Origin of the sequence: Neisseria sp. P0017.S009 (assembly GCF_051957375.1) — a bacterium.
Taxonomy (GTDB): Bacteria; Pseudomonadota; Gammaproteobacteria; order Burkholderiales; family Neisseriaceae; genus Neisseria; species Neisseria perflava.
This window is the reverse complement of record NZ_JBQCWL010000004.1, coordinates 105804-127799: the sequence shown is the minus strand read 5'-3', so window position 1 is coordinate 127799 and position 21996 is coordinate 105804. Positions and strand designations below refer to the sequence as shown.

General features: G+C 48.4%; 21 protein-coding genes. 14 read left to right on the top strand and 7 right to left on the bottom strand.

Annotated features, from left to right (window positions below; all coding sequences use genetic code 11):
* Nucleotides 1-100 precede the first annotated feature (100 nt).
* Nucleotides 101-1087: a malate dehydrogenase gene (locus ACTHTG_RS06570; protein WP_003680720.1), complete on the top strand. Its 987-nt coding sequence runs from the start codon at nucleotides 101-103 to the stop codon at nucleotides 1085-1087.
* Between the two features lie 50 nt (nucleotides 1088-1137).
* On the opposite strand, the gene ACTHTG_RS06565 is transcribed toward ACTHTG_RS06570, so the two are convergent.
* Complete coding sequence (locus ACTHTG_RS06565; RefSeq protein ID WP_004520316.1) at nucleotides 1138-2574, bottom strand: NAD-dependent succinate-semialdehyde dehydrogenase; 1437 nt, start codon at nucleotides 2572-2574, stop codon at nucleotides 1138-1140.
* Between the two features lie 329 nt (nucleotides 2575-2903).
* Between ACTHTG_RS06565 and dnaG the strand changes: the two genes are divergently transcribed.
* Together dnaG and rpoD are read left to right on the top strand one after the other, a co-directional pair.
* Nucleotides 2904-4676 (top strand): DNA primase, encoded by a 1773-nt coding sequence (dnaG, locus tag ACTHTG_RS06560; RefSeq protein WP_049335257.1) that lies wholly within the window; start codon nucleotides 2904-2906, stop codon nucleotides 4674-4676.
* Nucleotides 4677-4870: 194 nt separating this feature from the next.
* Nucleotides 4871-6823: an RNA polymerase sigma factor RpoD gene (gene rpoD, locus ACTHTG_RS06555; protein WP_004520313.1), complete on the top strand. Its 1953-nt coding sequence runs from the start codon at nucleotides 4871-4873 to the stop codon at nucleotides 6821-6823.
* Between the two features lie 114 nt (nucleotides 6824-6937).
* Here the strand turns inward: rpoD and ACTHTG_RS06550 are convergent, their stop codons facing one another.
* Nucleotides 6938-8290 carry a polynucleotide adenylyltransferase PcnB gene (locus ACTHTG_RS06550; RefSeq protein ID WP_308538438.1) on the bottom strand — a complete coding sequence of 451 codons (1353 nt, stop codon included), beginning with the start codon at nucleotides 8288-8290 and terminating at the stop codon, nucleotides 6938-6940.
* A gap of 218 nt (nucleotides 8291-8508) precedes the next feature.
* Between ACTHTG_RS06550 and ACTHTG_RS06545 the strand changes: the two genes are divergently transcribed.
* The 5 genes from ACTHTG_RS06545 to ACTHTG_RS06525 all read left to right on the top strand — a co-directional run bounded on the left by ACTHTG_RS06545 (nucleotide 8509) and on the right by ACTHTG_RS06525 (nucleotide 11139).
* Nucleotides 8509-8694: a DUF3460 family protein gene (locus tag ACTHTG_RS06545; protein WP_004520311.1), complete on the top strand. Its 186-nt coding sequence runs from the start codon at nucleotides 8509-8511 to the stop codon at nucleotides 8692-8694.
* Between the two features lie 11 nt (nucleotides 8695-8705).
* Nucleotides 8706-9374 (top strand): class I SAM-dependent methyltransferase, encoded by a 669-nt coding sequence (locus ACTHTG_RS06540; RefSeq protein ID WP_004520310.1) that lies wholly within the window; start codon nucleotides 8706-8708, stop codon nucleotides 9372-9374.
* A gap of 14 nt (nucleotides 9375-9388) precedes the next feature.
* Entirely contained in the window at nucleotides 9389-10144 is a 756-nt protein-coding gene (locus ACTHTG_RS06535) for a tetratricopeptide repeat protein (protein WP_004520309.1), read from the top strand.
* Nucleotides 10145-10224: 80 nt separating this feature from the next.
* Nucleotides 10225-10710, top strand: coding sequence for a 5-(carboxyamino)imidazole ribonucleotide mutase (gene purE, locus ACTHTG_RS06530; RefSeq protein WP_003686478.1), 486 nt, complete (start codon nucleotides 10225-10227; stop codon nucleotides 10708-10710).
* A gap of 96 nt (nucleotides 10711-10806) precedes the next feature.
* Nucleotides 10807-11139: a hypothetical protein gene (locus ACTHTG_RS06525; protein WP_004520308.1), complete on the top strand. Its 333-nt coding sequence runs from the start codon at nucleotides 10807-10809 to the stop codon at nucleotides 11137-11139.
* Nucleotides 11140-11221: 82 nt separating this feature from the next.
* Here ACTHTG_RS06525 and ACTHTG_RS06520 read toward each other — a convergent pair whose 3' ends face one another.
* Nucleotides 11222-13015 (bottom strand): 2-isopropylmalate synthase, encoded by a 1794-nt coding sequence (locus ACTHTG_RS06520; protein WP_049330811.1) that lies wholly within the window; start codon nucleotides 13013-13015, stop codon nucleotides 11222-11224.
* A gap of 226 nt (nucleotides 13016-13241) precedes the next feature.
* Here ACTHTG_RS06520 and ACTHTG_RS06515 point away from each other — a divergent pair, with 226 nt between their 5' ends.
* Nucleotides 13242-14357 (top strand): methyltransferase, encoded by a 1116-nt coding sequence (locus tag ACTHTG_RS06515; RefSeq protein WP_004520305.1) that lies wholly within the window; start codon nucleotides 13242-13244, stop codon nucleotides 14355-14357.
* Nucleotides 14358-14478: 121 nt separating this feature from the next.
* Here the strand turns inward: ACTHTG_RS06515 and bfr (ACTHTG_RS06510) are convergent, their stop codons facing one another.
* Nucleotides 14479-14952, bottom strand: coding sequence for a bacterioferritin (gene bfr / locus ACTHTG_RS06510; RefSeq protein WP_003680736.1), 474 nt, complete (start codon nucleotides 14950-14952; stop codon nucleotides 14479-14481).
* Between the two features lie 29 nt (nucleotides 14953-14981).
* Nucleotides 14982-15446: a bacterioferritin gene (bfr, locus tag ACTHTG_RS06505; RefSeq protein ID WP_004520304.1), complete on the bottom strand. Its 465-nt coding sequence runs from the start codon at nucleotides 15444-15446 to the stop codon at nucleotides 14982-14984.
* A gap of 418 nt (nucleotides 15447-15864) precedes the next feature.
* Here bfr (ACTHTG_RS06505) and typA point away from each other — a divergent pair, with 418 nt between their 5' ends.
* On the top strand, nucleotides 15865-17676 hold the full coding sequence (typA, locus tag ACTHTG_RS06500; RefSeq protein ID WP_049335263.1) for a translational GTPase TypA: 1812 nt from the start codon (nucleotides 15865-15867) through the stop codon (nucleotides 17674-17676).
* Nucleotides 17677-17777: 101 nt separating this feature from the next.
* On the opposite strand, the gene ACTHTG_RS06495 is transcribed toward typA, so the two are convergent.
* On the bottom strand, nucleotides 17778-18734 hold the full coding sequence (locus ACTHTG_RS06495) for a cupin domain-containing protein (RefSeq protein WP_070588461.1): 957 nt from the start codon (nucleotides 18732-18734) through the stop codon (nucleotides 17778-17780).
* A 128-nt stretch (nucleotides 18735-18862) separates the two neighbouring features.
* On the opposite strand from ACTHTG_RS06495, the gene ACTHTG_RS06490 reads away from it, so the two are divergent.
* Together ACTHTG_RS06490 and ACTHTG_RS06485 are read left to right on the top strand one after the other, a co-directional pair.
* Nucleotides 18863-19198: a carboxymuconolactone decarboxylase family protein gene (locus ACTHTG_RS06490; RefSeq protein WP_003686488.1), complete on the top strand. Its 336-nt coding sequence runs from the start codon at nucleotides 18863-18865 to the stop codon at nucleotides 19196-19198.
* Between the two features lie 112 nt (nucleotides 19199-19310).
* Entirely contained in the window at nucleotides 19311-19679 is a 369-nt protein-coding gene (locus ACTHTG_RS06485; RefSeq protein WP_070504598.1) for a rhodanese-like domain-containing protein, read from the top strand.
* A gap of 55 nt (nucleotides 19680-19734) precedes the next feature.
* Here the strand turns inward: ACTHTG_RS06485 and ACTHTG_RS06480 are convergent, their stop codons facing one another.
* Nucleotides 19735-20073 carry a hypothetical protein gene (locus ACTHTG_RS06480; protein ID WP_004520298.1) on the bottom strand — a complete coding sequence of 113 codons (339 nt, stop codon included), beginning with the start codon at nucleotides 20071-20073 and terminating at the stop codon, nucleotides 19735-19737.
* Between the two features lie 98 nt (nucleotides 20074-20171).
* Here ACTHTG_RS06480 and surE point away from each other — a divergent pair, with 98 nt between their 5' ends.
* The gene (surE, locus tag ACTHTG_RS06475) at nucleotides 20172-20927 is read left to right on the top strand and encodes a 5'/3'-nucleotidase SurE (RefSeq protein WP_004520297.1); all 756 of its coding nucleotides are present in this window, start codon (nucleotides 20172-20174) and stop codon (nucleotides 20925-20927) included.
* Nucleotides 20928-21020: 93 nt separating this feature from the next.
* Nucleotides 21021-21932, top strand: a complete 912-nt coding sequence (locus ACTHTG_RS06470) for a peptidoglycan DD-metalloendopeptidase family protein (protein ID WP_049335267.1) — start codon at nucleotides 21021-21023, stop codon at nucleotides 21930-21932.
* Nucleotides 21933-21996: the final 64 nt, after the last annotated feature.

Genomic DNA, 21996 nt, shown 5'->3' with positions numbered 1-21996 from the left:
GTCTGAAAATCAAATTTCAGACGGCCTTACTACATCATTCTCCCCATAATACTGCTATAATCCGAAAATCAAGTAAAACAACGACTTCAAAAGGAAAAATATGACCCTCAAGCCACCCGTCCGAATTGCCGTTACCGGCGCGGCAGGCCAAATCGCCTACGCCACCCTCTTCCGTATCGCCGGCGGCATCATGCTCGGACGCGACCAACCCGTTATCCTACAGCTGCTCGACCTGCCGCAGGCACAACAGGCATTGCGCGGCGTGATTATGGAAATGCAGGATTGCGCCTTCCCGCTCCTTGCCGACATCTTCGCCACAGACGACCCCGAAGTCGCCTTCAAAGATGCCGACATCGCCCTCTTGATTGGAGCGCGCCCGCGTACGCAAGGCATGGAGCGCGCCGACTTGCTGCACGCCAATGGCGAAATTTTCAAAGTACAAGGCGCGGCGTTGAACAAAGTTGCCAATCGCAACGTTAAAGTCCTCGTTGTCGGCAACCCGGCCAATACCAACGCCTACATCGCCATGAAATCTGCACCCGACATCCCTCCGGAAAATTTTACCGCCCTGATGCGTCTCGACCATCACCGCGCCGTCAGCCAAATTGCCGAAAAAATCAACCGCCCGATTACTTCCATCGAGCAAATGTGTGTCTGGGGCAACCACAGCCCGACTATGTACGCCGACTACCGCTACGCCACCAGCAACGGCGAGTCCGTCCAAGACATGATTACCGAACCCGACTGGAACACCGAAGTCTTCATGCCGAAAATTGCCGGACGCGGTGCCGCCATTATTGCCGCACGCGGTTCATCATCCGCTGCCTCTGCCGCCAATGCCGCCATCTACCACCTGCGCGACTGGTTGCTCGGCAGCAGTGGTAAATGGATAACCATGGGCGTTCCATCCGACGGCTCTTACGGCATTCCCGAAGGTTTGATTTTCGGCTTCCCCGTCATTTGTGACGAAGGCAGCTACCGCATCGTCCAAGGCTTGGACTTGTCGGATGAATTCAGCCAAAAACGTATCGCCGCTACGCTGGCCGAATTGGAAGAAGAGCGTTCAGCCATCCAGGATCTACTCTAAAACAAAGGCCGTCTGAAAACCAAATTTCAGACGGCCTTTACTGTACAGCCTTATTCCGCCATATCAATACACAAATATTTCAATTCCAAATATTCGTCCACACCATATTTACTGCCTTCACGTCCCAAACCGCTGCGTTTTACGCCGCCAAACGGTGCTACTTCATTACTGATTAAGCCCGTATTGATGCCGACCATGCCGTATTCCAAGGCTTCGCCGACGCGCCATTGACGGGCGGTGTCAGAGGTAAAAAGGTAAGCTGCCAAACCGTATTCCGTATTGTTCGCAGCCTCGATAACTTCGGCTTCGGTTTCAAAACGGAACACCGGACACAAAGGTCCGAAGGTTTCCTCGCGAGCTACCGCCATTTGCGCCGTAACGCCGCTTAAAACAGTCGGCTCAAAAAATGTTCCGCCCAACGCGCTGCGTTTGCCGCCAGTCAGGCAAACCGCGCCTTTGGAGAGCGCGTCGGCGATGTGCTGCTCGACTTTCTCCACCGCTTTTTCCTCAATCAATGGCCCTTGGTTGACGCCTTCATCCAAGCCGTTGCCCAATTTGAGCGCAGCCACTTTTTCACTTAATTTGCTGCAAAATTCGTCGTAAATGCCGGATTGAGCGTAAACGCGGTTGGTGCAGACGCAGGTCTGACCGCTGTTGCGGAACTTGCTGGCCAGAGCGCCTTCAACGGCTTTGTCCAAATTGGCATCGTCAAACACGATAAACGGCGCATTGCCGCCCAGTTCCAAACTGAGTTTTTTAATGTCTGCCGCGCTGTCGGCAAAAATCTTCGCGCCGACTTCGGTTGAGCCAGTAAAGCTGATTTTGCGCACAGTCGGATTCGTGGCAAATTCATGGCTGATTTCCGAAGCACTACCGCTGACAACAGGCAACAAATCCTGCGGCACGCCGGCTTCATAAGCCAAAACGACCAATGCATACGCACTCAAAGGCGTGAGCGATGCAGGTTTAACTATCATCGCACAGCCCACCGCCAAAGCAGGCGCAGCCTTGCGCGCAATCATCGCAGACGGGAAGTTCCACGGCGTAATCGCAGCGGTAACGCCGACAGGCTGTTTCAGTACAACCAGTTTTTGCGACGCTTTCACACTTGTCAGCACATCGCCGTCAATCCGCCGCGCCTCTTCCGCAAACCAGCGCACAAACGAAGCCGCATAATCAATTTCACCACGCGCCTCAGTCAGGCTTTTGCCCTGCTCCATCGTCATGATACGCGCGAGTTCTTCTTTGTTTTCTTTAATCAAAAAATACCAGCGCCACAACACATCGGCCCGCTCCAACGCAGTTTTTGCCGCCCATAATTTTTGTGCCGCCTCTGCCTTTTGAATCAAAAGCTTCAGGCCGTCTGAATCAGTCTTACGGACAAACGCCAAAGCCTCACCTGTTGCAGGGTTATCAACTTTAATGGCATCTGGAATCGGAGAAAAGGAAATATCGGGATGATTGAGCAAACGTGCAAAATCTTTCATGAGAAACGACCTTTCTAAAACCGAGGATATACGTTCATTATCATATTCATACCATGAAAGCGCAACTGAATCGCAAAATAAGACAACAGCAAAGGTCGTCTGAATATCTTATAGCCGGCCTTTGCTTTAACGACATCATATCTATCTTAATAACGAATGAAATACGATTATTAATACCCTACCTCAAAAGGATAAGACACATGTATTACAACTATTTGCTATAATACAAAACTCATCTCGACCCTCATCTAAAATTCCATTTTCAGACGGCCTTTGTCTGTTTATAAGGCCGTCTGAAATATTTTCCGTCCATCCTCTTCTGCCGAACCATGATTCCATCTGATTTCATTGACGAGCTTTTGTCCAAAGTCGATATTGTCGATATTATCGACGAACAGGTTCCGCTGAAGAAAGGCGGGGCGAACTATATGGCCTGCTGTCCGTTTCATAAGGAAAAGACGCCATCGTTTTCGGTCAGCCCGACCAAGCAGTTTTACCATTGCTTCAGTTGCGGGGCTCATGGTTCGGCGATTGGTTTTGTGATGGAACATCAGGGGCTGTCGTTTCCGGAGGCGGTGCAGTTTTTGGCTGATCGCGTCGGTATGACAGTGCCTAAAGTTCGCGGGCAGGAAGACAACCCCGAAATCCGTGCCGAACGTAAAAAAAAGCAACAAACTTTGGAAGAAACGACGGCGGCGGCGGCGGATTTTTATGCGCAACAGTTGAAATTCAATCCGGTGGCGAAGGCTTATTTGGATAAGCGCGGCTTGAGTGCGGAAGTCATCGCGCATTATGGTTTGGGCTATGCGCCTGACGGTTGGCAACCTTTGGCGCAAGTATTCCAACCCTATCCGAATACTGCGTTAGTGGATACGGGTATGGTCATTGATAACGAAGGCAAACATTATGACCGCTTTCGCCATCGGGTTATGTTCCCCATCCGCAATCCTCGCGGACAGGTCATCGGCTTTGGTGGCCGCGTATTGGATGACTCCAAACCCAAATACCTGAATTCTCCCGATACCCCTTTGTTCGATAAAGGGAAAAACCTTTACGGGCTATATGAAGGGCGTGCTGCCGTAAAAGAGGCAGGACGGATTTTGGTGGTCGAAGGCTACATGGACGTGGTCGCATTGGCGCAGTTCGGCGTCGGCTACGGCGTAGCGGCTTTGGGTACGGCAACCACGGCGGAACACGTCAAAATCCTGATGCGTCAGGCCGACAGTATTTATTTTTGTTTTGATGGCGACAGCGCGGGACGTAAAGCGGCTTGGCGCGCGCTGGAAAATGCGTTACCGCAATTAAAAGACGATAAATCGCTGCATTTTCTATTCCTACCCGAAGAACACGACCCAGACAGCTACATCCGTGCCTATGGCAAGGCTCAATTTGAAGATGCCTTGTTAAACCAAAGCAAGCCCCTATCGGAATACTTTTGGGAACATCTTTCAGACGGCCTCAACCTCAATACGCAAGAAGGCAAAGCAGAATTGGTCAAAACCAGTTCTCCGCTTTTAGCGCAAATTACCGCGCCGGCATTGGGCTATCTCCTGAAACAAAAACTTAGTGAGTTGGTGGGTATTGATCCTGACAACCTCGCCCAGTTACTCGGACAAGAAGCGCCCAAGCGGCACGTCAAACAAAAAAGTTACAAACTGCCGCCTATTTCTGTCAAACAGCCAACCATGCTGACACTGGTTCAAAGACAGATACGAAGCCTCTTGATAAATCCGGCTTGGGCTTCATATATAGACCTGCCCGATTATCTGGCGTTAAGCGGCGATTTTGCCTGCCTTGCCAATTTGGCCGAAACCATCAAGCATCACGACACGACTCCTGCAACTGCACAAGTGTTTGAATATATGCGCGGTTCGCCCTATGAGGAAACCGTCAATCAAATCTTTTTATCGACCCTTCACTCTGAAGAAATGGAAGGGGATAACGAAGAAGATTGCGAAAGTTTCCAAATCGGCATGAAAAAGTTGTTAAATGAATTAAAATACAGTCAAATCGAAACTTTAAAGCAAAAAAGTATTCAAACTGGTTTGACTGAAAATGAAAAAAGACTATTGCTGTCGCTTTTGACGGCAAAGCAAAACTAACCCCTCAGGCCGTCTGAACAATCTAAACACACGCTGCGAAACATGACACGCAGAACACTCCATCTGTAATATTTTCAGACAGCCTCAGAGTATTAAAGTGAAATCTGATTTCACAACAAAAAGCTCTGCTCCGCCTTCAGGTACGGCCACATCACCGTAAACCGTCGGCATCCTATCAACCTAGAGAGCAATCCATGTCTAAAAACCAAAACTACGAAGAATACCAAGACCAAGATGACAACCGTCCCTTGAGTATCGAAGAGCAGCGCGCGCGTCTGCGCCAACTCATTATCATGGGTAAAGAACGCGGCTACATCACTTATTCTGAAATTAACGACGCTCTGCCCGACGATATGTCCGATGCCGAACAAATCGACAACATCGTCAGCATGATTTCCGGCTTGGGCATCCAAGTAACCGAGCAAGCCCCCGATGCTGAAGACATCCTCTTGAGCGACAACGCCGCCGCCATGACCGACGACGATGCTGTTGAAGAAGCCGAAGCAGCACTCTCCAGCGCAGATTCAGAATTCGGCCGCACAACCGACCCTGTGCGTATGTATATGCGTGAAATGGGGCAAGTCGATCTGTTGACGCGTGAAGACGAAATCATCATCGCCAAAAAAATCGAAAATGCACTGAAAAACATGGTGCAGGCAATCTCCGCCTGCCCGGGTTCGATTGCCGAAATTCTGGCGTTGATCGAGCAAGTCCGCAACGACGAAATCCGTGTGGATGAGGTCGTTGAAGCCATCATCGACCCTAATGAAGTTTTGTTGAACGAATTGGGCTTAGGTCATTTGGAAAATGCCAAACCTGATGATGAAGAAGGTGAAACCGATAGCGATGATGAAGATGGCGACGAGGAAGATGAAGACGATTCAGGTAACGACTCTGAAGCCATATCCGCCGCCCATTTAGCCGAACTGAAACAAAAAGTTTTGGAACACTTCGCCTTTATCGAGAGCGAATACGGCAAAATGATCAAGCAGTTGGAAAAACACGGCAGTCAGCACGCCAACTACCTGAAACACCGCGATGCCATTGCCAACAAACTGTTAGAAGTCCGTTTTGCCACACGTCAAATCGAAAATTTGAGCAGCAACCTACGCAGTCGCGTTGAAAACATCCGCAAACTCGAACGCGAAATCCGCGATATCTGTATCGACCGCGTACGTATGGAACGCGACTACTTCATCGAAAACTTCCTGCCTGCTATTACCGATTTGGAATGGGTTGAAAAAGAAGTAGCCAAAGGCCGTGTATGGGCAAACGCATTGGATCGTTTCCGCCACGCCATCCTAGAAAAACAAGCCGAGCTGGCCAATATGGAAACCGAAACCCGCATTTCCATCGAAGAGTTGAAAGAAATCAACAAAAACATGGTACTGAGCGAGAAAGAAACCTCAGCAGCCAAACAGGAAATGATTCAGGCCAACTTGCGTTTGGTTATTTCCATTGCCAAAAAATACACCAACCGCGGCTTGCAGTTCCTTGATTTGATTCAAGAGGGCAATATCGGTCTGATGAAAGCGGTGGACAAATTCGAATACCGTCGCGGCTACAAGTTCTCGACTTACGCCACATGGTGGATCCGTCAAGCGATTACCCGTTCCATCGCCGACCAAGCGCGTACCATCCGCATTCCGGTTCACATGATTGAAACCATCAACAAAATGAACCGTATCTCGCGCCAATACCTGCAAGAAACCGGTGAAGAACCTGATTCCGCCAAACTGGCCGAGCTGATGGAAATGCCGGAAGACAAAATCCGCAAAATCATGAAAATCGCCAAAGAGCCGATTTCCATGGAAACACCGATTGGCGATGACGACGATTCGCACTTGGGCGACTTCATCGAGGATGCCAACAACGTTGCACCGGCAGAAGCTGCAATGTACACCAGCCTGCACGAAGTAACCAAAGAAATCCTCGAAAGCCTGACGCCGCGCGAAGCCAAAGTGTTGCGCATGCGTTTCGGTATCGATATGAATACCGACCACACTTTGGAAGAAGTCGGCAAACAATTTGACGTAACCCGTGAACGTATCCGTCAAATCGAAGCCAAAGCCCTGCGCAAGCTGCGCCACCCTACCCGCAGTGACCGTCTCCGCAGCTTCCTCGACAGTGAAGAAAACAAATCATAAAAGCAAACCGCAGGTTGAAAGACCTGCGGTTTTTTTTGAAATACGAAGGCCGTCTGAAAACCAAATCTCAAAAGATTTAATGGTTTCAGACGGCCTTAAATTTATTTTGATAATTTATTTGGCCTCAATGGTTTTCTTTTTCGGACGGCGGCGGCGACGTTTGGGTTTGCTGTCAGTTGATCCACTTTGTTTCTGACGTTTGTGCTCATTGGCCACAGTCATTTGCTGACGGGTTTCCTCATCGGCATGTTGGAAAGTTGTCCACCAAGAAGCCATCTCTTCATCAACCTCGCCAACCTCGCTACGCAAAATCAGAAAATCATAAGCAGCTCGGAAACGGGCTTGTGATAGCAGGCGATACGGGCGCGCGCCGCGCATATTGTCAAATTGCGGCTGAAATTGCCAGATTTCACGCATGGTTGCAGAAAATCGTTGCGGTACGCCCCAACCTTTCTCTACCGTATCACGCATGGTGTTCATCGCATCCATCAATGCAGGGACAGGTTTTTGACCATGGCTTTGATTGCGTTGCCACATAGCGTTTAGTGTCGGCCATAATACCGCCGCCAATACAAAACCGACAGAAACGGACTTATCCGCACGAAGACGCTCGTCGGTATTTTTCAAAGCCAACATAATCATACGTTTGTCGGCTGCTTCGGCAGTTTTCAAGGCATCTAAAAGCGGATGGATGCCTTCGGGAATACCCAAATCGTTCAACCGTTTCAAACAGGCACGGGAATGGCCGGAAAACAGGATTTTCATGATTTCGTCAAAAAGACGAGCCACCGGCTCATTTTTCAGACGGCCTGCGTATTCGGCAATCGGCAAAGCAGTTTGCTCTTCTACTTCAAAGCCCAACTTACCCGACAAACGGACGGCGCGAAGAATACGGACGGGATCTTCCTGATAGCGTTCAGCAGGATTACCTATCATCACCAATTTCTTATCGGCAACATCAGCCACGCCTTGATGGAAATCCCAAATTTCCTCTTTAATCGGGTCGTAATACAGCGCATTGCAAGTAAAGTCGCGGCGCATGGCATCTTCTTCAATGCTGCCGTAAGTATTGTCCTTCATAATGCGGCCTTGCGCATTCTGCTGAACCTTATCGCCACCGCGAAACGTCGTCACTTCAATAGTTTCGGGGCCAATCATCACATGAACAATTTGAAAGCGGCGGCCGATAATACGGCTGCGGCGGAATATTTTACGGATTTGCTCCGGCGTGGCATCGGTTGCAATATCAAAATCTTTGGGTTCAACCCCGAGCAACAAATCCCGAACGGCTCCCCCTACAACATAAGCCTGAAAACCGGCTTCATGCAGGCGTTTGGCAATTTTCTCAGCGGCAAAGCTCAACATATCCGCATGGATACCATGTTGCTCAAGCGGAATAATCTCCTTTTCGGGCAACGACTTGACGTGTTTTTTAGGCAACACTTTATGCAGCCATTTTTTTAACATAAGCAGCTCTTTTCACGATAAAAAAGGCCGTCTGAAACTTGTCCGGCTTAAGCCTTTGCACAATATCCTGCCGTAGATTAAAGACAAAACATTGAGCAAAGGCTTCAGACAGCCTAAAAAAGACGTGCCATTATACCTTATGGAAGTTCGATTAATTAGCGTATTGGCAAAAAATATCGGCTATAATGACGGTCTGACAACGATTCAGGCAAAACATCATGTACCACTACAAATCCGAAGCTACCCAATTCCTCGACAAACTCATGTCCGACCATCCCGAATTAGAAGCGCAACGCCTCGAAAACCGCCATTTACTGTGGGATGTAACCCTTAATCCGGCCGAACAGGCTGAATTTGAAGCGGCCAAAGTCAACAAAAAACCTTACACCTACTATCAAGACTAACCCGTATCGGTATGACGACCAACACCCACAATACCGATCCGGCGTTACAGCAGTACCTCAACAGCATCGGTCAGCACGAACATCCCGTTTTGACCGCATTGCGTGAGCGTACCCAATCACATCGTCTGGGAAAGATGGCCATCGCCCAAGAGCAGGCAGCCATGTTGGTGTGGTTGGCCAAATTATTGAATGCTAAAAAATATTTGGAAGTTGGTGTCTTTACCGGTTACAGCAGCACCGCCATGGCGCTTTCCCTCCCCGAAGACGGCAAAATCACGGCTTGCGACATTAATGTAACCTTTACCGATATTGCCCGAGAAACATGGCAGGCAGCAGGTATAGCGCATAAAATCTCGCTTCATCTGCAACCAGCTTTGCTGACTTTGGACGATTTGATTGCGCAAGGCGAATCGGAAAGCTACGACTTGGCACTTATCGATGCCGACAAACCGCCTACGCCAAAATATTTCGAACGCTGTTTGCAACTGGTACGGAGTGGCGGCGTGATTGCCATCGATAATATCTTGTTGGGTGGGCGCGTCATGAATGAAGCTGCCGAAAATGATCCGCCAAGCTTGGATATCCTGCGCCATTTCAACCAAAATCTGCCGCGCGATACACGCATTATTCCCATTACCCTGCCTGTCGGCGACGGTTTGACACTGCTACTAAAAAAATAAAACGACACAATCCGATGAAAACATTATCACATTCCCTGTTTCTTTTGCCGCTTACTCTATTGGCCACATCGTGCGCCGTTTCCCATCCTCTTCAACCAGCCGATAATCCTAACTTCGTCCTGCCGGATATTCCGCGTGAGCCTTTGCCTGAAAAAAGTATTCCCTATCCGCGTTTGGACGCACAAACCCAGATTGACCACTTAGGTATACAAATTGCCCGACTGGAACGCACGGTTGAAGAATTAAATCAACGCTTGCACACATTGGAACAACAACGGACTATCAAACGTCCGACTACTTCTGCTTCCAATCCCAAAGCCCAGCGATTGGACGACCGCAAGCTGAAAATGAACTATTTGGCAAATGGCGGCGGCGTGCCGTCTGAAACAGACTCAGCCGCACAAAACGAATTACGCCTTTATAATCAGGCGCAAAAATACTATCAGCGTAACAACTATTCCGCCGCAGTGGCCATTTTGAAAGAGGCTGACGGCGGCAATGGCAGCGAAATTGCCCGCCGCAATATGTACCTGCTCCTGCAAAGCCAACAACGTCTGGGCAACTGCGAATCCGTTATCGAAATCGGCAACCGCTACGCCAACCGATTCCGCAACAGCCCGCAAGCTCCCGATGCCATGTACAGCATCGGCCAATGCCAATACAAACTGCAACAAAAAGACATCGCCCGCAGCACATGGCGCAAACTGATACAAAGCTTCCCCAACAGCGAAGCGGCAAAACGCGCTTCCATCAGTCTCAAACAAAGATAAACGTTCAGACGGCCTTGTCATCCCCAAGGCCGTCTGAATATTTTTTTACCCTTAATCCATTCAAGCAAAAGGAACTCTTCATGATCCAAGTCGGCATTATTATGGGCAGCAACAGCGATTGGCCGGTGATGCAGCAGGCAGCACAATTTCTCAAAGAATTCGGCGTTGAATACGAAGCGCGTGTCGTCTCTGCACACCGTACGCCTGATTTGATGTTTGAATACGCCGAAACCGCACGCGAACGCGGCATCAAAGCCATCATTGCCGGCGCAGGCGGCGCAGCGCATTTGCCAGGCATGGTTGCAGCCAAAACCACGGTGCCCGTCTTGGGTGTTCCCGTGCCCAGCAAATATCTGCGCGGCGAAGACTCCCTGCTTTCGATTGTACAAATGCCCAAAGGCGTTCCTGTTGCCACATTTGCCATTGGCGAAGCCGGTGCGGCCAATGCAGCGCTGTTTGCTATTTCACTTTTGGCCAATGAAAATCCTGAATTGGCTGAAAAATTGGCGGCTTTCCGTGCCAAACAAGAGCAAACCGTTCTAGCCATGGAATTGCCTGAAGCATAACTGACAAAGGCCGTCTGAAAGTTGTAAAGGGAAACTTTGATTTCGTTTTACGATTGTTTAGACGGCCTTAGTGTTTTATCAAATTGAATTAATGCCATGAAAACCCTAGCATTCATCCTACTCTCCACCCTGCTTTGCGCCTGCCAAAGCCCAAGTACTCCTACTCAATCAACTGCCATCCCATCTCAGCAACAAGCCCAAGATACAAATGGAAACCTGATTATCTTCTATGATGCCCAAACCGGTTCTGCGCCATTGCTAAAAGCAGTGAAAACCTCGGGTGCAAGTTTGATTTATGAATACAAAAACCTGAACGGCATTGCTATTCGTCCGTCTTCCAAGACCAAGATTGAAGATGCCATTGCCTATTTCAAAAAAATAAATGGCGTATTGTCGGTCGAACAAGACCGACTGCTTAAACTTCAATAAATAAACTATTTTCTAACCAAATAAAAAAGGCCGTCTGAAACGTATCACTACGATTTCAGACGGCCTTAACCTTTTCAATAAATTAAATCATGCCTCTGCCTTGCGCTTTTGGCTTGGCTTGGCCGAATTCCAATTTACTCAGCGCAGATAAATAGGCTTTGGCAGTTGCCACCAATACGTCGGTATCCGCACCTTGGCCGTTGACCACACGGTCGCCACGTTGCAGGCGGACGGAAGTTTCGCCTTGGCTTTCTGTACCTTGAGTTACCGCATTGACAGAGTAAATCTGCAAGGTTGCGCCACTTTGTGCTACGCTTTCAATGGCTTTGAAGATGGCATCAACAGGGCCTGAGCCGCTAGCGGAAGCGTGTTTTTCTTCACCGCGAATACTGAACACAATATCGGCGCGCGGCTCTTCACCAGTTTCAGTGCTGATTTTTTGGGAAATGAATTTGTAGCTTTCGGTATTCATATTGCCCATTTCGTCAGACACCAAAGCGTGCAGGTCTTCATCAAAGATTTCGCGTTTCTTATCCGCCAGCTCTTTGAAGCGTGCAAATGCCGCATTCAACGCCTCTTCACTTTCCAACTCAATACCCAAATCTGCCAGCTTGGTTTTGAAAGCATTACGGCCGGAGAGTTTACCCAAAGTCAGGCGGTTGGTTGACCAGCCAACTGATTCGGCAGTCATGATTTCATAGGTTTCAGGGTGTTTCAACACGCCGTCTTGGTGGATGCCTGATTCGTGTGCAAAGGCGTTTGCGCCGACTACTGCTTTATTTGGCTGAATCGGATAGCCGGTAATAGTAGATACCAGTTTGGATACTGGCACGATTTGCGTGGTATCAATGCCGGTTTCCAAGCCGAAAAGGTCGTGGCGCACTTTCAACGCCATCACGATTTCTTCAAGGCTGGCATTACCCGCACGTTCACCCAAACCGTTGATGGTACATTCCACCTGGCGCACGCCTGCCTGAACAGCGGCCAGCGAGTTGGCAACCGCCATACCCAAGTCGTTGTGGCAGTGGGTCGACCAGACTACTTTGTCGCCGTTGGGCACGCTTTTGATGATGTTACTGATACGCTCGTACCATACGGAAGGGATGGAGTAGCCGACAGTATCGGGAATATTGATGGTGGTTGCGCCTGCCTCGATAACCGCCGTAAAGATTTTGGCGAGAAAGTCCAAATCCGAACGCACGGCGTCTTCGGCAGAAAATTCCACATCGTCAGTATATTCTTTGGCAATTTTCACCGCTTTGACCGCCGCATCGATGACCTGCTGCGGCTTCATTTTCAGTTTGTGCTCCATGTGGATGGGGCTGGTGGCGATAAAAGTGTGAATACGTTTTTTCGGAGCAGGGGAAACAGCTTCGCCTGCTTTGCGCACATCGTTTTCAACGGCACGCGCCAATGAGCAAACTGTAGATTTAGTAATGATTTTGGCAATCGCATTAACCGATTCAAAATCGCCCGGGCTGGCGGCGGCAAAACCCGCCTCAATCACATCCACGCCCATTTTCTCCAACTGGCGGGCAATGCGGATTTTCTCCTCTTTGGTCATGGACGCACCGGGCGACTGCTCGCCATCGCGCATGGTAGTGTCAAAAATAATTACACGATTGGTCTGTGTCATTTCTGTTCTCTCCAGAGATTCGTTTTTTTGTAAAAAAGCATTCAAATCAAGCGGTCTGCCTTGCGCTTCCGCCAAAGCGGTCAGTTTTTGCAACTGAGCCAAAGGCAGGGAACCGCGTGTACGCCATTTGTAGATAGCCGCAGTGGTCGCAGCATTTTCCGGGTCGTGCTGTTTCAGGGCTTCGGCCAGCGCGTTTACACCGCCAAAATAGGCAACCAAACGGTCAATGTCTAATTGCATGATGTTCCTTGTCCAAATCTGATTAAGATTATTGAGTTCTGGTTTTGCATTATACTCATTTTAGACAAAACGACAATCTATTTTTATCAAAATATTGGTATAAATTTTAAAACTTGAAAAATTTTTATACATTTTGTCTAATTTGGACTATTAAAAGCTCCTCTCAAACCGAACACATCCTAAATATAGTAAACTAATCCCCTATTTCCCCGATTTGAAACACATTATGCCCCATACCATCCCTACCAACCGCTCCGACATCGAATGGCGCAACGAAAGTACACAAAAGCCACCCAAGCAGGCGGTTTACATACAAGGAGCAGGCGCAACAGAAATCTTAAAAAATGCCCACGCGCAAACTGCAACTGTTTGGACTGGCGATTTTCACAATGCCAAGCAAGTCTTATCTGCAATGAAAAAACGTATCCGCAGGCCGTCTGAAAAAAAGAAAGGCGCACCTGCCGATATTCAGACGGCCTTTCATGCCCACCGTATGAAACAGGCGCAACAAAGCCGTTTGCTCAATATGCTTGCCGTTGAAATTCAACCGAATTTTCAACTGGGCAATGCACGCGCACCCGACATCTACGCCGCTCTGTGCGATGTTTACGACACACCAAACGACAAGCCGTTTCTTTTACCGCTGAATCAATTACTGGGCTTTATTGGTGCGCACGAGTGGCACAAAAAAGGCATAGACATTCCGCAGTTAGACGGAAAAATCCATGTTCCTTTCGGCGTATTCTCTCCACTGCGTGGCGAATATTTGGATTTAATCGCCCAAGCGCCACTCGCTCCCAATATTCAGACGGCCTTTGACATCGGCACCGGCTCAGGCGTTATTGCCGCAATTTTGGCCAAACGAGGCATACCCGACATCATTGCCACAGACACCAACCCCAAAGCAATTGCCTGCGCCATAGCAAACCTCGAACGCCTAGGCTTGGATAAAGCCGTCAACATCCAATCGATTGATTTATTTCCCGAAACTTGCGCCGACCTTATCGTCTGCAATCCGCCTTGGCTGCCGGCAAAACCGACCTCGGCTATTGAGACTGCCCTTTACGACCCCAATCATGCCATGCTGACTGCGTTCCTCAACGGCGTACGCCAGCACTTAAATCCAAACGGCGAAGCTTGGCTGATTATTTCCGACTTGGCAGAACACTTGCATTTGCGCGATAAAGACTTTCTAAACCAATGCTTTCAGACGGCCTCGCTCAATATAGTCGATATTTTGAAAACCAAACCGCAACACAAAAAAGCAATAGATGAATCCGATCCTTTGGCGTTTGCCAGAAACAAGGAAACTACTTATCTATACCGTTTGAAAGCGATATAAAATCAAGGCCGTCTGAACATTTAGACAGCCTTTAAGCATTTCTATAAAAGAAAACGGCATATCCGTAAAGATATGCCGTTGATGGGAGCAGGGACTGCTATATTTGGCAGTGGTTTGTGTTTTAGTCCTCTTGCGCCGCTGTTTGCAGGTAGTTTGGCAAACCAACTTTGCCAATCAATTCCTGCTGAGTTTCAAGCCAGTCGATGTGTTCTTCGTTGATGTCTTTTTGTTTTTCCAACAAATCACGGCTGACGTAGTCTTGTTGCTCTTCTGCAAGAGCGATGGCTGCAACCAGAGCATCATGTTTTTCATACTCTTTTTTCAGATCGCAGGCAATGATTTCTTCGGTAGATTCACCGATCAACAGTTTACCCAATTCTTGCAGATTAGGCAGGCCTTCCAAGAACAAAATACGCTCGATTAAATCGTCTGCGGATTTCATTTCGCGGATGGATTGTTTGAAGAAGTGTTCGCCCAATTCTTCAAAGCCCCAGTTTTTCAAAATGCGGGCATGCAGGAAGTATTGGTTAATGGTAATCAGCAACAAGCCTAAGTTTTTGTTCAATTCGCGGATAACTAAGCGATCGCCTTTCATATTCAGCTCCTTGTATGTTATACGCTAGATTACAGTTGGCTTTGGTAGTAGTTGCCTTCGCCGACCAATTCGATCAGACGCAGTTGTTGTTCCAACCAGTGAGCGTGATCTTCTTCAGTGTCTTTCAGTTGGGCAATCATCAAATCGCGGGTAACGTAGTCTTGAGCTTCTTCGCACAACTTGATGCCTTTTTTCAGCGCATCGCGTACTTCGTATTCAGTGTTCAAGTCTGCTTTCAGGCAAGAGATTACGTCAGTACCAATGTTCAGTTCGGCACGGGTCATTTTAGGCGTACCGCCCAACATCAGGATACGACGGATGAAGTCTTCGGCGTGAGTGGTCTCTTCTTCCATCTCGTGGTTCAAACGTTCAAACAGTTTGGTGTAACCCCATTCAGAGTACAGGCGAGAGTGGATAAAATATTGGTCGCGAGCAGCCAACTCACCAGACAATAATTCGTTCATGTAATCAATAACTGCTTGGTTGCCTTGCATAATTCTTTCTCTTTCTTTTAAAAGTTGATAATCACGAATGAAGATTCGTGTGTTGTTATGGAATGAGGTAATTGTATGCACAAGTAGCACTTTTGACAAATTTTCTATTTAAAATACAAACAATTATCAAAAAATTTAACCTGCCTAAAAGGCCGTCTGAAAAATTAATCCCCTGTTTTTAATAACAATTTTTTGACATTAATATTAAGAATCCATTGCATTATTCAAAAACATTTACATTTGTTAACCATAAATAAAAGCAAATAATCCAACAAAATCAATCAAATTTAATTATGAATTATTCTCAACTGCTTTTGCCTCATTTTTTTGAATCTTCTACTCCGTCAATACTTAGGAATCGTGCTATAATCGCCAGTTATCTTTTTTTTAAGCACCTAGCTGAAACACATAAATTATCATGAAACAAATCCGCAATATTGCCATCATCGCCCACGTCGACCATGGCAAAACCACATTAGTTGACCAGTTGCTGCGTCAGTCCGGTACATTCCGTTCCAACCAGCAAGTCGAAGAACGCGTCATGGACAGCAACGATCTTGAAAAAGAACGCGGCATTACCATTCTTGCTAAAAATACCGCCATCGAATACGAAGGCTACCACATTAACATCGTAGATACCCCGGGACACGCTGATTTTGGTGGCGAGGTGGAACGTGTATTGGGCATGGTTGACTGCGTCGTACTGTTGGTTGACGCACAAGAAGGCCCTATGCCGCAAACCCGTTTCGTGACCAAAAAAGCCTTGGCTTTGGGTCTTAAACCTATCGTTGTTATCAACAAAATCGACAAACCATCTGCCCGTCCAAGCTGGGTTATCGACCAAACATTCGAATTGTTCGACAACTTAGGCGCAACCGACGAACAATTGGACTTCCCTATCGTCTATGCTTCCGGCCTGTCCGGCTTTGCCAAACTGGATGAAAACGACGAGAGCAGCGACATGCGCCCTCTGTTCGAGACCATTTTGAAACACACGCCTGCACCAAGCGGCAGCGCGGACAAAACGCTGCAACTGCAAATTTCCCAACTGGACTACGACAACTACACCGGCCGCCTCGGCATCGGCCGCATCCTGAACGGCCGCATCAAACCCGGCCAAGTCGTTGCCGTCATGAATCATGAAGAACAAGTCGCCCAAGGCCGCATCAACCAGCTGTTGGGCTTCCAAGGCTTGGAACGCGTACCTTTGGAAGAAGCTGAGGCCGGTGACATCGTGATTATTTCCGGCATTGAAGACATCGGTATCGGCGTAACCATTACCGACAAAGACAATCCCAAAGGCTTGCCTATGTTGAGCGTGGACGAGCCGACCCTGACCATGGACTTTATGGTCAACACTTCTCCTCTTGCCGGTACTGAAGGCAAATTCGTGACTTCCCGCCAAATCCGCGACCGCCTGCAAAAAGAATTGCTGACCAACGTTGCCCTGCGTGTTGAAGATACAGCTGATGCCGACGTTTTCCGCGTTTCTGGCCGCGGCGAATTGCACTTGACCATTTTGTTGGAAAACATGCGCCGCGAAGGCTTTGAATTGGCAGTCGGCAAACCGCGCGTGGTATTCCGTGAAATTGACGGTCAAAAATGCGAGCCTTACGAAAATCTGACTGTGGATGTGCCGGATGAAAACCAAGGCGCGGTCATGGAAGAACTCGGCCGCCGCCGTGGCGAATTGACCAATATGGAAAGCGACGGTAACGGTCGTACACGTTTGGAATACCATATTCCTGCACGCGGCCTGATCGGTTTCCAAGGTGAATTTATGACCTTGACCCGCGGTACCGGCTTGATGAGCCACGTTTTTGACGACTATGCTCCGGTTAAACCTGATATGCCAGGTCGTCACAACGGCGTCCTGGTTTCTCAAGAGCAAGGTGAAGCTGTTGCTTACGCCCTGTGGAACTTGGAAGACCGCGGCCGTATGTTCGTTTCTCCAAACGACAAAGTCTACGAAGGTATGATTATTGGTATTCACAGCCGCGACAACGACTTGGTGGTAAACCCTCTGAAAGGTAAAAAACTGACCAACGTCCGCGCCAGCGGTACAGATGAAGCCGTGCGCCTGACTACGCCTATCAAATTGACTTTGGAAGGTGCAGTTGAGTTCATCGACGATGACGAACTGGTTGAAATCACGCCACAATCCATCCGCCTGCGTAAACGCTACCTGAGCGAATTGGAACGTCGCCGTCATTTCAAAAAACTGGACTAATTCTGTTTGATTGATACGTTTTAAAATTGAGGCCGTCTGAAAAGTGTTTTAGAAATCCTAGATTTCATTATTACACTTTCAGACGGCCTTTTATCATCTGTTCAAATAAAGTAAATCGGCATTTCTTCCGCTTGTACTGCTGCTTCATCAGCGCGATCACTTTTACGATATTGCCCCGGCGATATCCCATATTGCTTTTTAAATGCCTTGCCAAAATGCGTTTCCGATTGAAAACCAACCGAGAGCGCAACCGATAAAACCGAATCCGCCGTCTGTTTCAATAATAATGCTCCCTGTTGCAAGCGGATACTGTTTACAAAGGCGTGCGGGCTTGTGCCCGTCTGCTGCTTGAATACCCGCATCAACTGGGCGCGAGATAAGTTGGCCATCGCGGTCATTTTCTCGATATTCCATTCCTCTTCCGGCTTATCCACTACTGCCTGAAGCAAATTCCGCAGGCGTTTGTCCTGCCAACCATTCAGCAAACCGCTTAATTGCGCTTCCCCATTTTTTTCCAAGCTGGCTCGAAGTAGAAATACCAGCAACACCGAAGCCAATGCATTCACAACCGCTACCGAACCGGACAAGGCTTGACCGCTCTCATATTGCAACAATGCCACCAAATACTGCAAAGAAGGATGGTTGATATTCAGCAAAACCGTGTCAGGCAGCCCCGCCATAATATCCGCCTGCGCTTCATATTCAAACCGTGCACAGAAAAGATGCAAAGCCGCATCGCCTCCTGCATGACTTTGCTTGACTTTAAATGCGCCTTTTTCACTCGTCAGCACATTAACACCAAGATTTTCACAACTGCTATCGCTGCTCAAAGTATGCCCTACACTACGCGGGAAAAAAATGACATCCCCCGCACTCAGCAGCCTTGCCTCTTGCTCCCCATCAATTCGGATATAACCCGAACCGGCAGTGACGATATGCACCAAACCATTCGCACGCTTGGGCTCATGCCGCACATACCACTCCCCCCGAAAAAGACATTGAACATCCACGCTGCCTTTTACCTGCGCCAATTCGACCAGCCTATCCAAAATATCCATAGTGTTTTTTACCAATAAATGAGATGTTTTGACGATTTTATTCTTCCAATTATTGCAATAATACACACACTAAACACAAACGGATAGGATTTTTTATCTTATCCACTCACATTAAGAAAGGACATATCATGTTTAAAGACTGGCCTGAACATACCGCCTTGGTAAAAAAAGCATTCGGTGAACTGGGTAAAAACCATCCTAAAATGCTGCAAGCCTACGGCGCACTGGATCAAGCAGCCGCTGCCGAAGCACTGGATGCCAAAACACGCGAACTGATCGCCATCGCCGTTGCCATTACCACACGTTGCGAAAGCTGTATCAGCGTGCATGCTGCCGCTGCAGCTAAAGCAGGTGCAACCGAAAGCGAAATCGCCGGCGCATTGGCCACCGCTATCGCCCTGAACGCAGGTGCCGCTTATACCTACGCTTTGCGCGCTTTGGAAGCAGTAGAAACCCAACGCTAATCGGTTTGTAAAATCAGGCCGTCTGAAAGCCGACTCCCCTTTCAGACGGCCTGATGAAATGCTAGACTGATAAAGTTATCATATTGTTTTCTGTCTAATAGGAGATTGAACCATGAAGAAACTGCTGACCGCCGTACTTTTTGCCGCCGCTGTTGCCACTCCTTTGGCCGCTTCCGCAGCCTCTATGCCTAAGGTTGAAAAAAGCGCGGCACAGCCTGCAAAAGCAAAAGGTGTTTGGATTGATGTCCGCTCTGCCGAAGAATTTAAAGAAGGCCACTTACAAGGTGCACTCAATATTCCGCATGACCAAATCGTTGACCGCATCAAATCCGTCAGCCCGGATAAAAACGCACCGGTCAACCTCTACTGCCGCAGCGGCCGCCGTGCAGAAGTCGCGCTGACTGAGCTGAAAAAAGCCGGCTACACCAACGTAACCAACCATGGCGGTTATGAAGACTTGGTGAAAAAAGGTTTGAAATAAATCTAGCTGATTTTAAAAAGGCCGTCTGAAACTTTTCAGACGGCCTTTATTGCCATTACAGGCAGCAACTTCCAAACCTCAAACGTTTGCTGAGACCGGTTTCGTGAATTAATTGTTTGATAACCAAAATATTGGTGTTATCGGCCAACGCGCGAATGCTGTGCGCCTCCATCGGCTCAAGACGGATAACTTGCAAGCCTTCGGTCTGCAAAACTTCGTCCACCGTTTTGATTTCGGCTTTGCCGTTTAAAACCAAAAGCAAAATAATCGCATCCGCCTCATATGCCGGAATTTCATTATTCTTCTGCAGTGAAAGCTGAACAATCTCTTGATTGCCGTCTGAAGCAATCACGCCGCCCAATAAAGCTTTGGGGTCTAATTCATAATGTTTCATTATTATCCTTTCCGCCCAAACGTTGCCGATTCATGGACAATCGCTCAAGCAAACCAGTACAATACGGCCCATCTTACCGATAGACACAATATTGTCACATGAACATATTAATCTCAAACGACGATGGTTATCTTGCGCCCGGTTTGGCTGTTTTGGCAAGAGTATGTGCAGAATTTGCCAATGTCAGGGTGGTTGCGCCCGAACGCGATCGCAGCGGCGTCAGCAATTCCCTGACTTTAGACCGTCCTTTACAACTGAAACAGGCGGAAAACGGGTTTTACTATGTGAATGGCACCCCTACCGACTGCATTCATGTCGGCCAACACGCCCTTGCCGATTTCAAACCCGACTTAGTTTTGTCCGGCATCAACAACGGCGCAAACATGGGCGACGATACGCTTTATTCCGGTACGGTTGCCGCTGCGACGGAAGCCTACCTGATGGGCATACCCGCCATTGCTTTCTCCCTCGCCGACTCCAGCGCCCGTTATTGGGAAACCGCGGAAAAAGCCGCTTGGATACTGCTTTCCTACTTTCTCAAACGCCCTATTTCCGAACCCATCTTATGGAACATCAATATCCCTGCCGTCGCACCTGAGGATATCCAAGGCATAAAAATTACACGGCTCGGCCGCCGTCATCATGAACAAAGCATTGTTCCCATGTATAATCCACGTGGCGAACAAATTTATTGGATTGGGCCGGTCGGCGATGTTTCCGACAGCGAAGAAGGTACCGACTTTAGCGAATGCGCATCCGGCTTCATCACGATTACCCCCCTGCAAGTCGATTTGACTGCCTACGGACAAATGGAGCAAACCGCTTCCTTTTGGTCAGAAATCCCTGCGCCTTAACAGTCCCTAACAGCCGAACACTTGAGAAACAAGCATATTTTTATTATGATATGCCCCGACGAGAACAATTACCCGAATACGAAAGTCATTAACATGTTGAAAAAAAGTGTATCTTATGCCGGATCGGCAGCTTTGGTTTTATTACTTGCAGCCTGTGCCAGCCAACAACCGGCTCCTGTAGTCGTCGGCACACAAAGCGGTGGTTCAACAACAAGCTCTACCGCTGACAATCCTTACGGTGCAGCGCCTTACAATACCAACACCAGCCCAGCGGCAGATGCTCCATACACTCCGCCGGTAAGTACACCTGCTCCAACGTACAACAGCGGCAGCACCGGCACTTACACGCCTTCTTATGCGCCTGTTGATATTAATGCAGCGACACATACCGTTGTTCGTGGTGATACCGTTTACAACATCTCCAAACGCTACAACATTACCCAAGACAATCTGCGTGCATGGAATAACTTGGCCGACAACACCATCAGCATTGGTCAAACCCTCCGTGTGAAACCTGAAGGCTACGTTGCACCTGCAGCTTCTGCAAGCAAACCTTCTACTCCAACAACTACAACTACTGCTCCGACTCCAAGCACGCCTGCCAATACACCGACCGTATCTACCGGCAGCAGCCGCAACGTCAGCGGCATCACATGGCAGCGTCCGACTACCGGTAACGTTATCGCCAACTTCGGCGGCAGCAACAAAGGTGTGGATATCGCCGGTACGCAAGGCCAGCCTGTTGTTGCAGCGGCAGACGGTAAAGTCGTTTACGCAGGCTCAGGCTTGCGCGGTTACGGCAACTTGGTCATCATCCAACACAACTCCTCATTCTTGAGCGCATACGGTCACAACCAACGCCTGCTGGTTAATGAAAACCAAACCGTGAAACGCGGTCAAACCATTGCGCACATGGGTAATACCGATGCATCCCGCACTCAGTTGCACTTTGAAATCCGTCAAAACGGCAAACCAGTCAATCCGGCAAATTATGTTGCCTTCTAAGCTGATTCAAGCAACCTAATTTCAATTCAATCCCTGCCTAAATATCATTTAGGTAGGGATTGTT

Coding starts and splice junctions, on each gene's coding strand:
- ACTHTG_RS06570 (WP_003680720.1), top strand. CDS start 101: ATGACCCTCAAGCCACCCGTCCGAATTGCCGTTACCGGCGCGGCAGGC.
- ACTHTG_RS06565 (WP_004520316.1), bottom strand. CDS start 2,574: ATGAAAGATTTTGCACGTTTGCTCAATCATCCCGATATTTCCTTTTCT.
- dnaG (WP_049335257.1), top strand. CDS start 2,904: ATGATTCCATCTGATTTCATTGACGAGCTTTTGTCCAAAGTCGATATT.
- rpoD (WP_004520313.1), top strand. CDS start 4,871: ATGTCTAAAAACCAAAACTACGAAGAATACCAAGACCAAGATGACAAC.
- ACTHTG_RS06550 (WP_308538438.1), bottom strand. CDS start 8,290: ATGTTAAAAAAATGGCTGCATAAAGTGTTGCCTAAAAAACACGTCAAG.
- ACTHTG_RS06545 (WP_004520311.1), top strand. CDS start 8,509: ATGTACCACTACAAATCCGAAGCTACCCAATTCCTCGACAAACTCATG.
- ACTHTG_RS06540 (WP_004520310.1), top strand. CDS start 8,706: ATGACGACCAACACCCACAATACCGATCCGGCGTTACAGCAGTACCTC.
- ACTHTG_RS06535 (WP_004520309.1), top strand. CDS start 9,389: ATGAAAACATTATCACATTCCCTGTTTCTTTTGCCGCTTACTCTATTG.
- purE (WP_003686478.1), top strand. CDS start 10,225: ATGATCCAAGTCGGCATTATTATGGGCAGCAACAGCGATTGGCCGGTG.
- ACTHTG_RS06525 (WP_004520308.1), top strand. CDS start 10,807: ATGAAAACCCTAGCATTCATCCTACTCTCCACCCTGCTTTGCGCCTGC.
- ACTHTG_RS06520 (WP_049330811.1), bottom strand. CDS start 13,015: ATGCAATTAGACATTGACCGTTTGGTTGCCTATTTTGGCGGTGTAAAC.
- ACTHTG_RS06515 (WP_004520305.1), top strand. CDS start 13,242: ATGCCCCATACCATCCCTACCAACCGCTCCGACATCGAATGGCGCAAC.
- bfr (WP_003680736.1), bottom strand. CDS start 14,952: ATGAAAGGCGATCGCTTAGTTATCCGCGAATTGAACAAAAACTTAGGC.
- bfr (WP_004520304.1), bottom strand. CDS start 15,446: ATGCAAGGCAACCAAGCAGTTATTGATTACATGAACGAATTATTGTCT.
- typA (WP_049335263.1), top strand. CDS start 15,865: ATGAAACAAATCCGCAATATTGCCATCATCGCCCACGTCGACCATGGC.
- ACTHTG_RS06495 (WP_070588461.1), bottom strand. CDS start 18,734: ATGGATATTTTGGATAGGCTGGTCGAATTGGCGCAGGTAAAAGGCAGC.
- ACTHTG_RS06490 (WP_003686488.1), top strand. CDS start 18,863: ATGTTTAAAGACTGGCCTGAACATACCGCCTTGGTAAAAAAAGCATTC.
- ACTHTG_RS06485 (WP_070504598.1), top strand. CDS start 19,311: ATGAAGAAACTGCTGACCGCCGTACTTTTTGCCGCCGCTGTTGCCACT.
- ACTHTG_RS06480 (WP_004520298.1), bottom strand. CDS start 20,073: ATGAAACATTATGAATTAGACCCCAAAGCTTTATTGGGCGGCGTGATT.
- surE (WP_004520297.1), top strand. CDS start 20,172: ATGAACATATTAATCTCAAACGACGATGGTTATCTTGCGCCCGGTTTG.
- ACTHTG_RS06470 (WP_049335267.1), top strand. CDS start 21,021: ATGTTGAAAAAAAGTGTATCTTATGCCGGATCGGCAGCTTTGGTTTTA.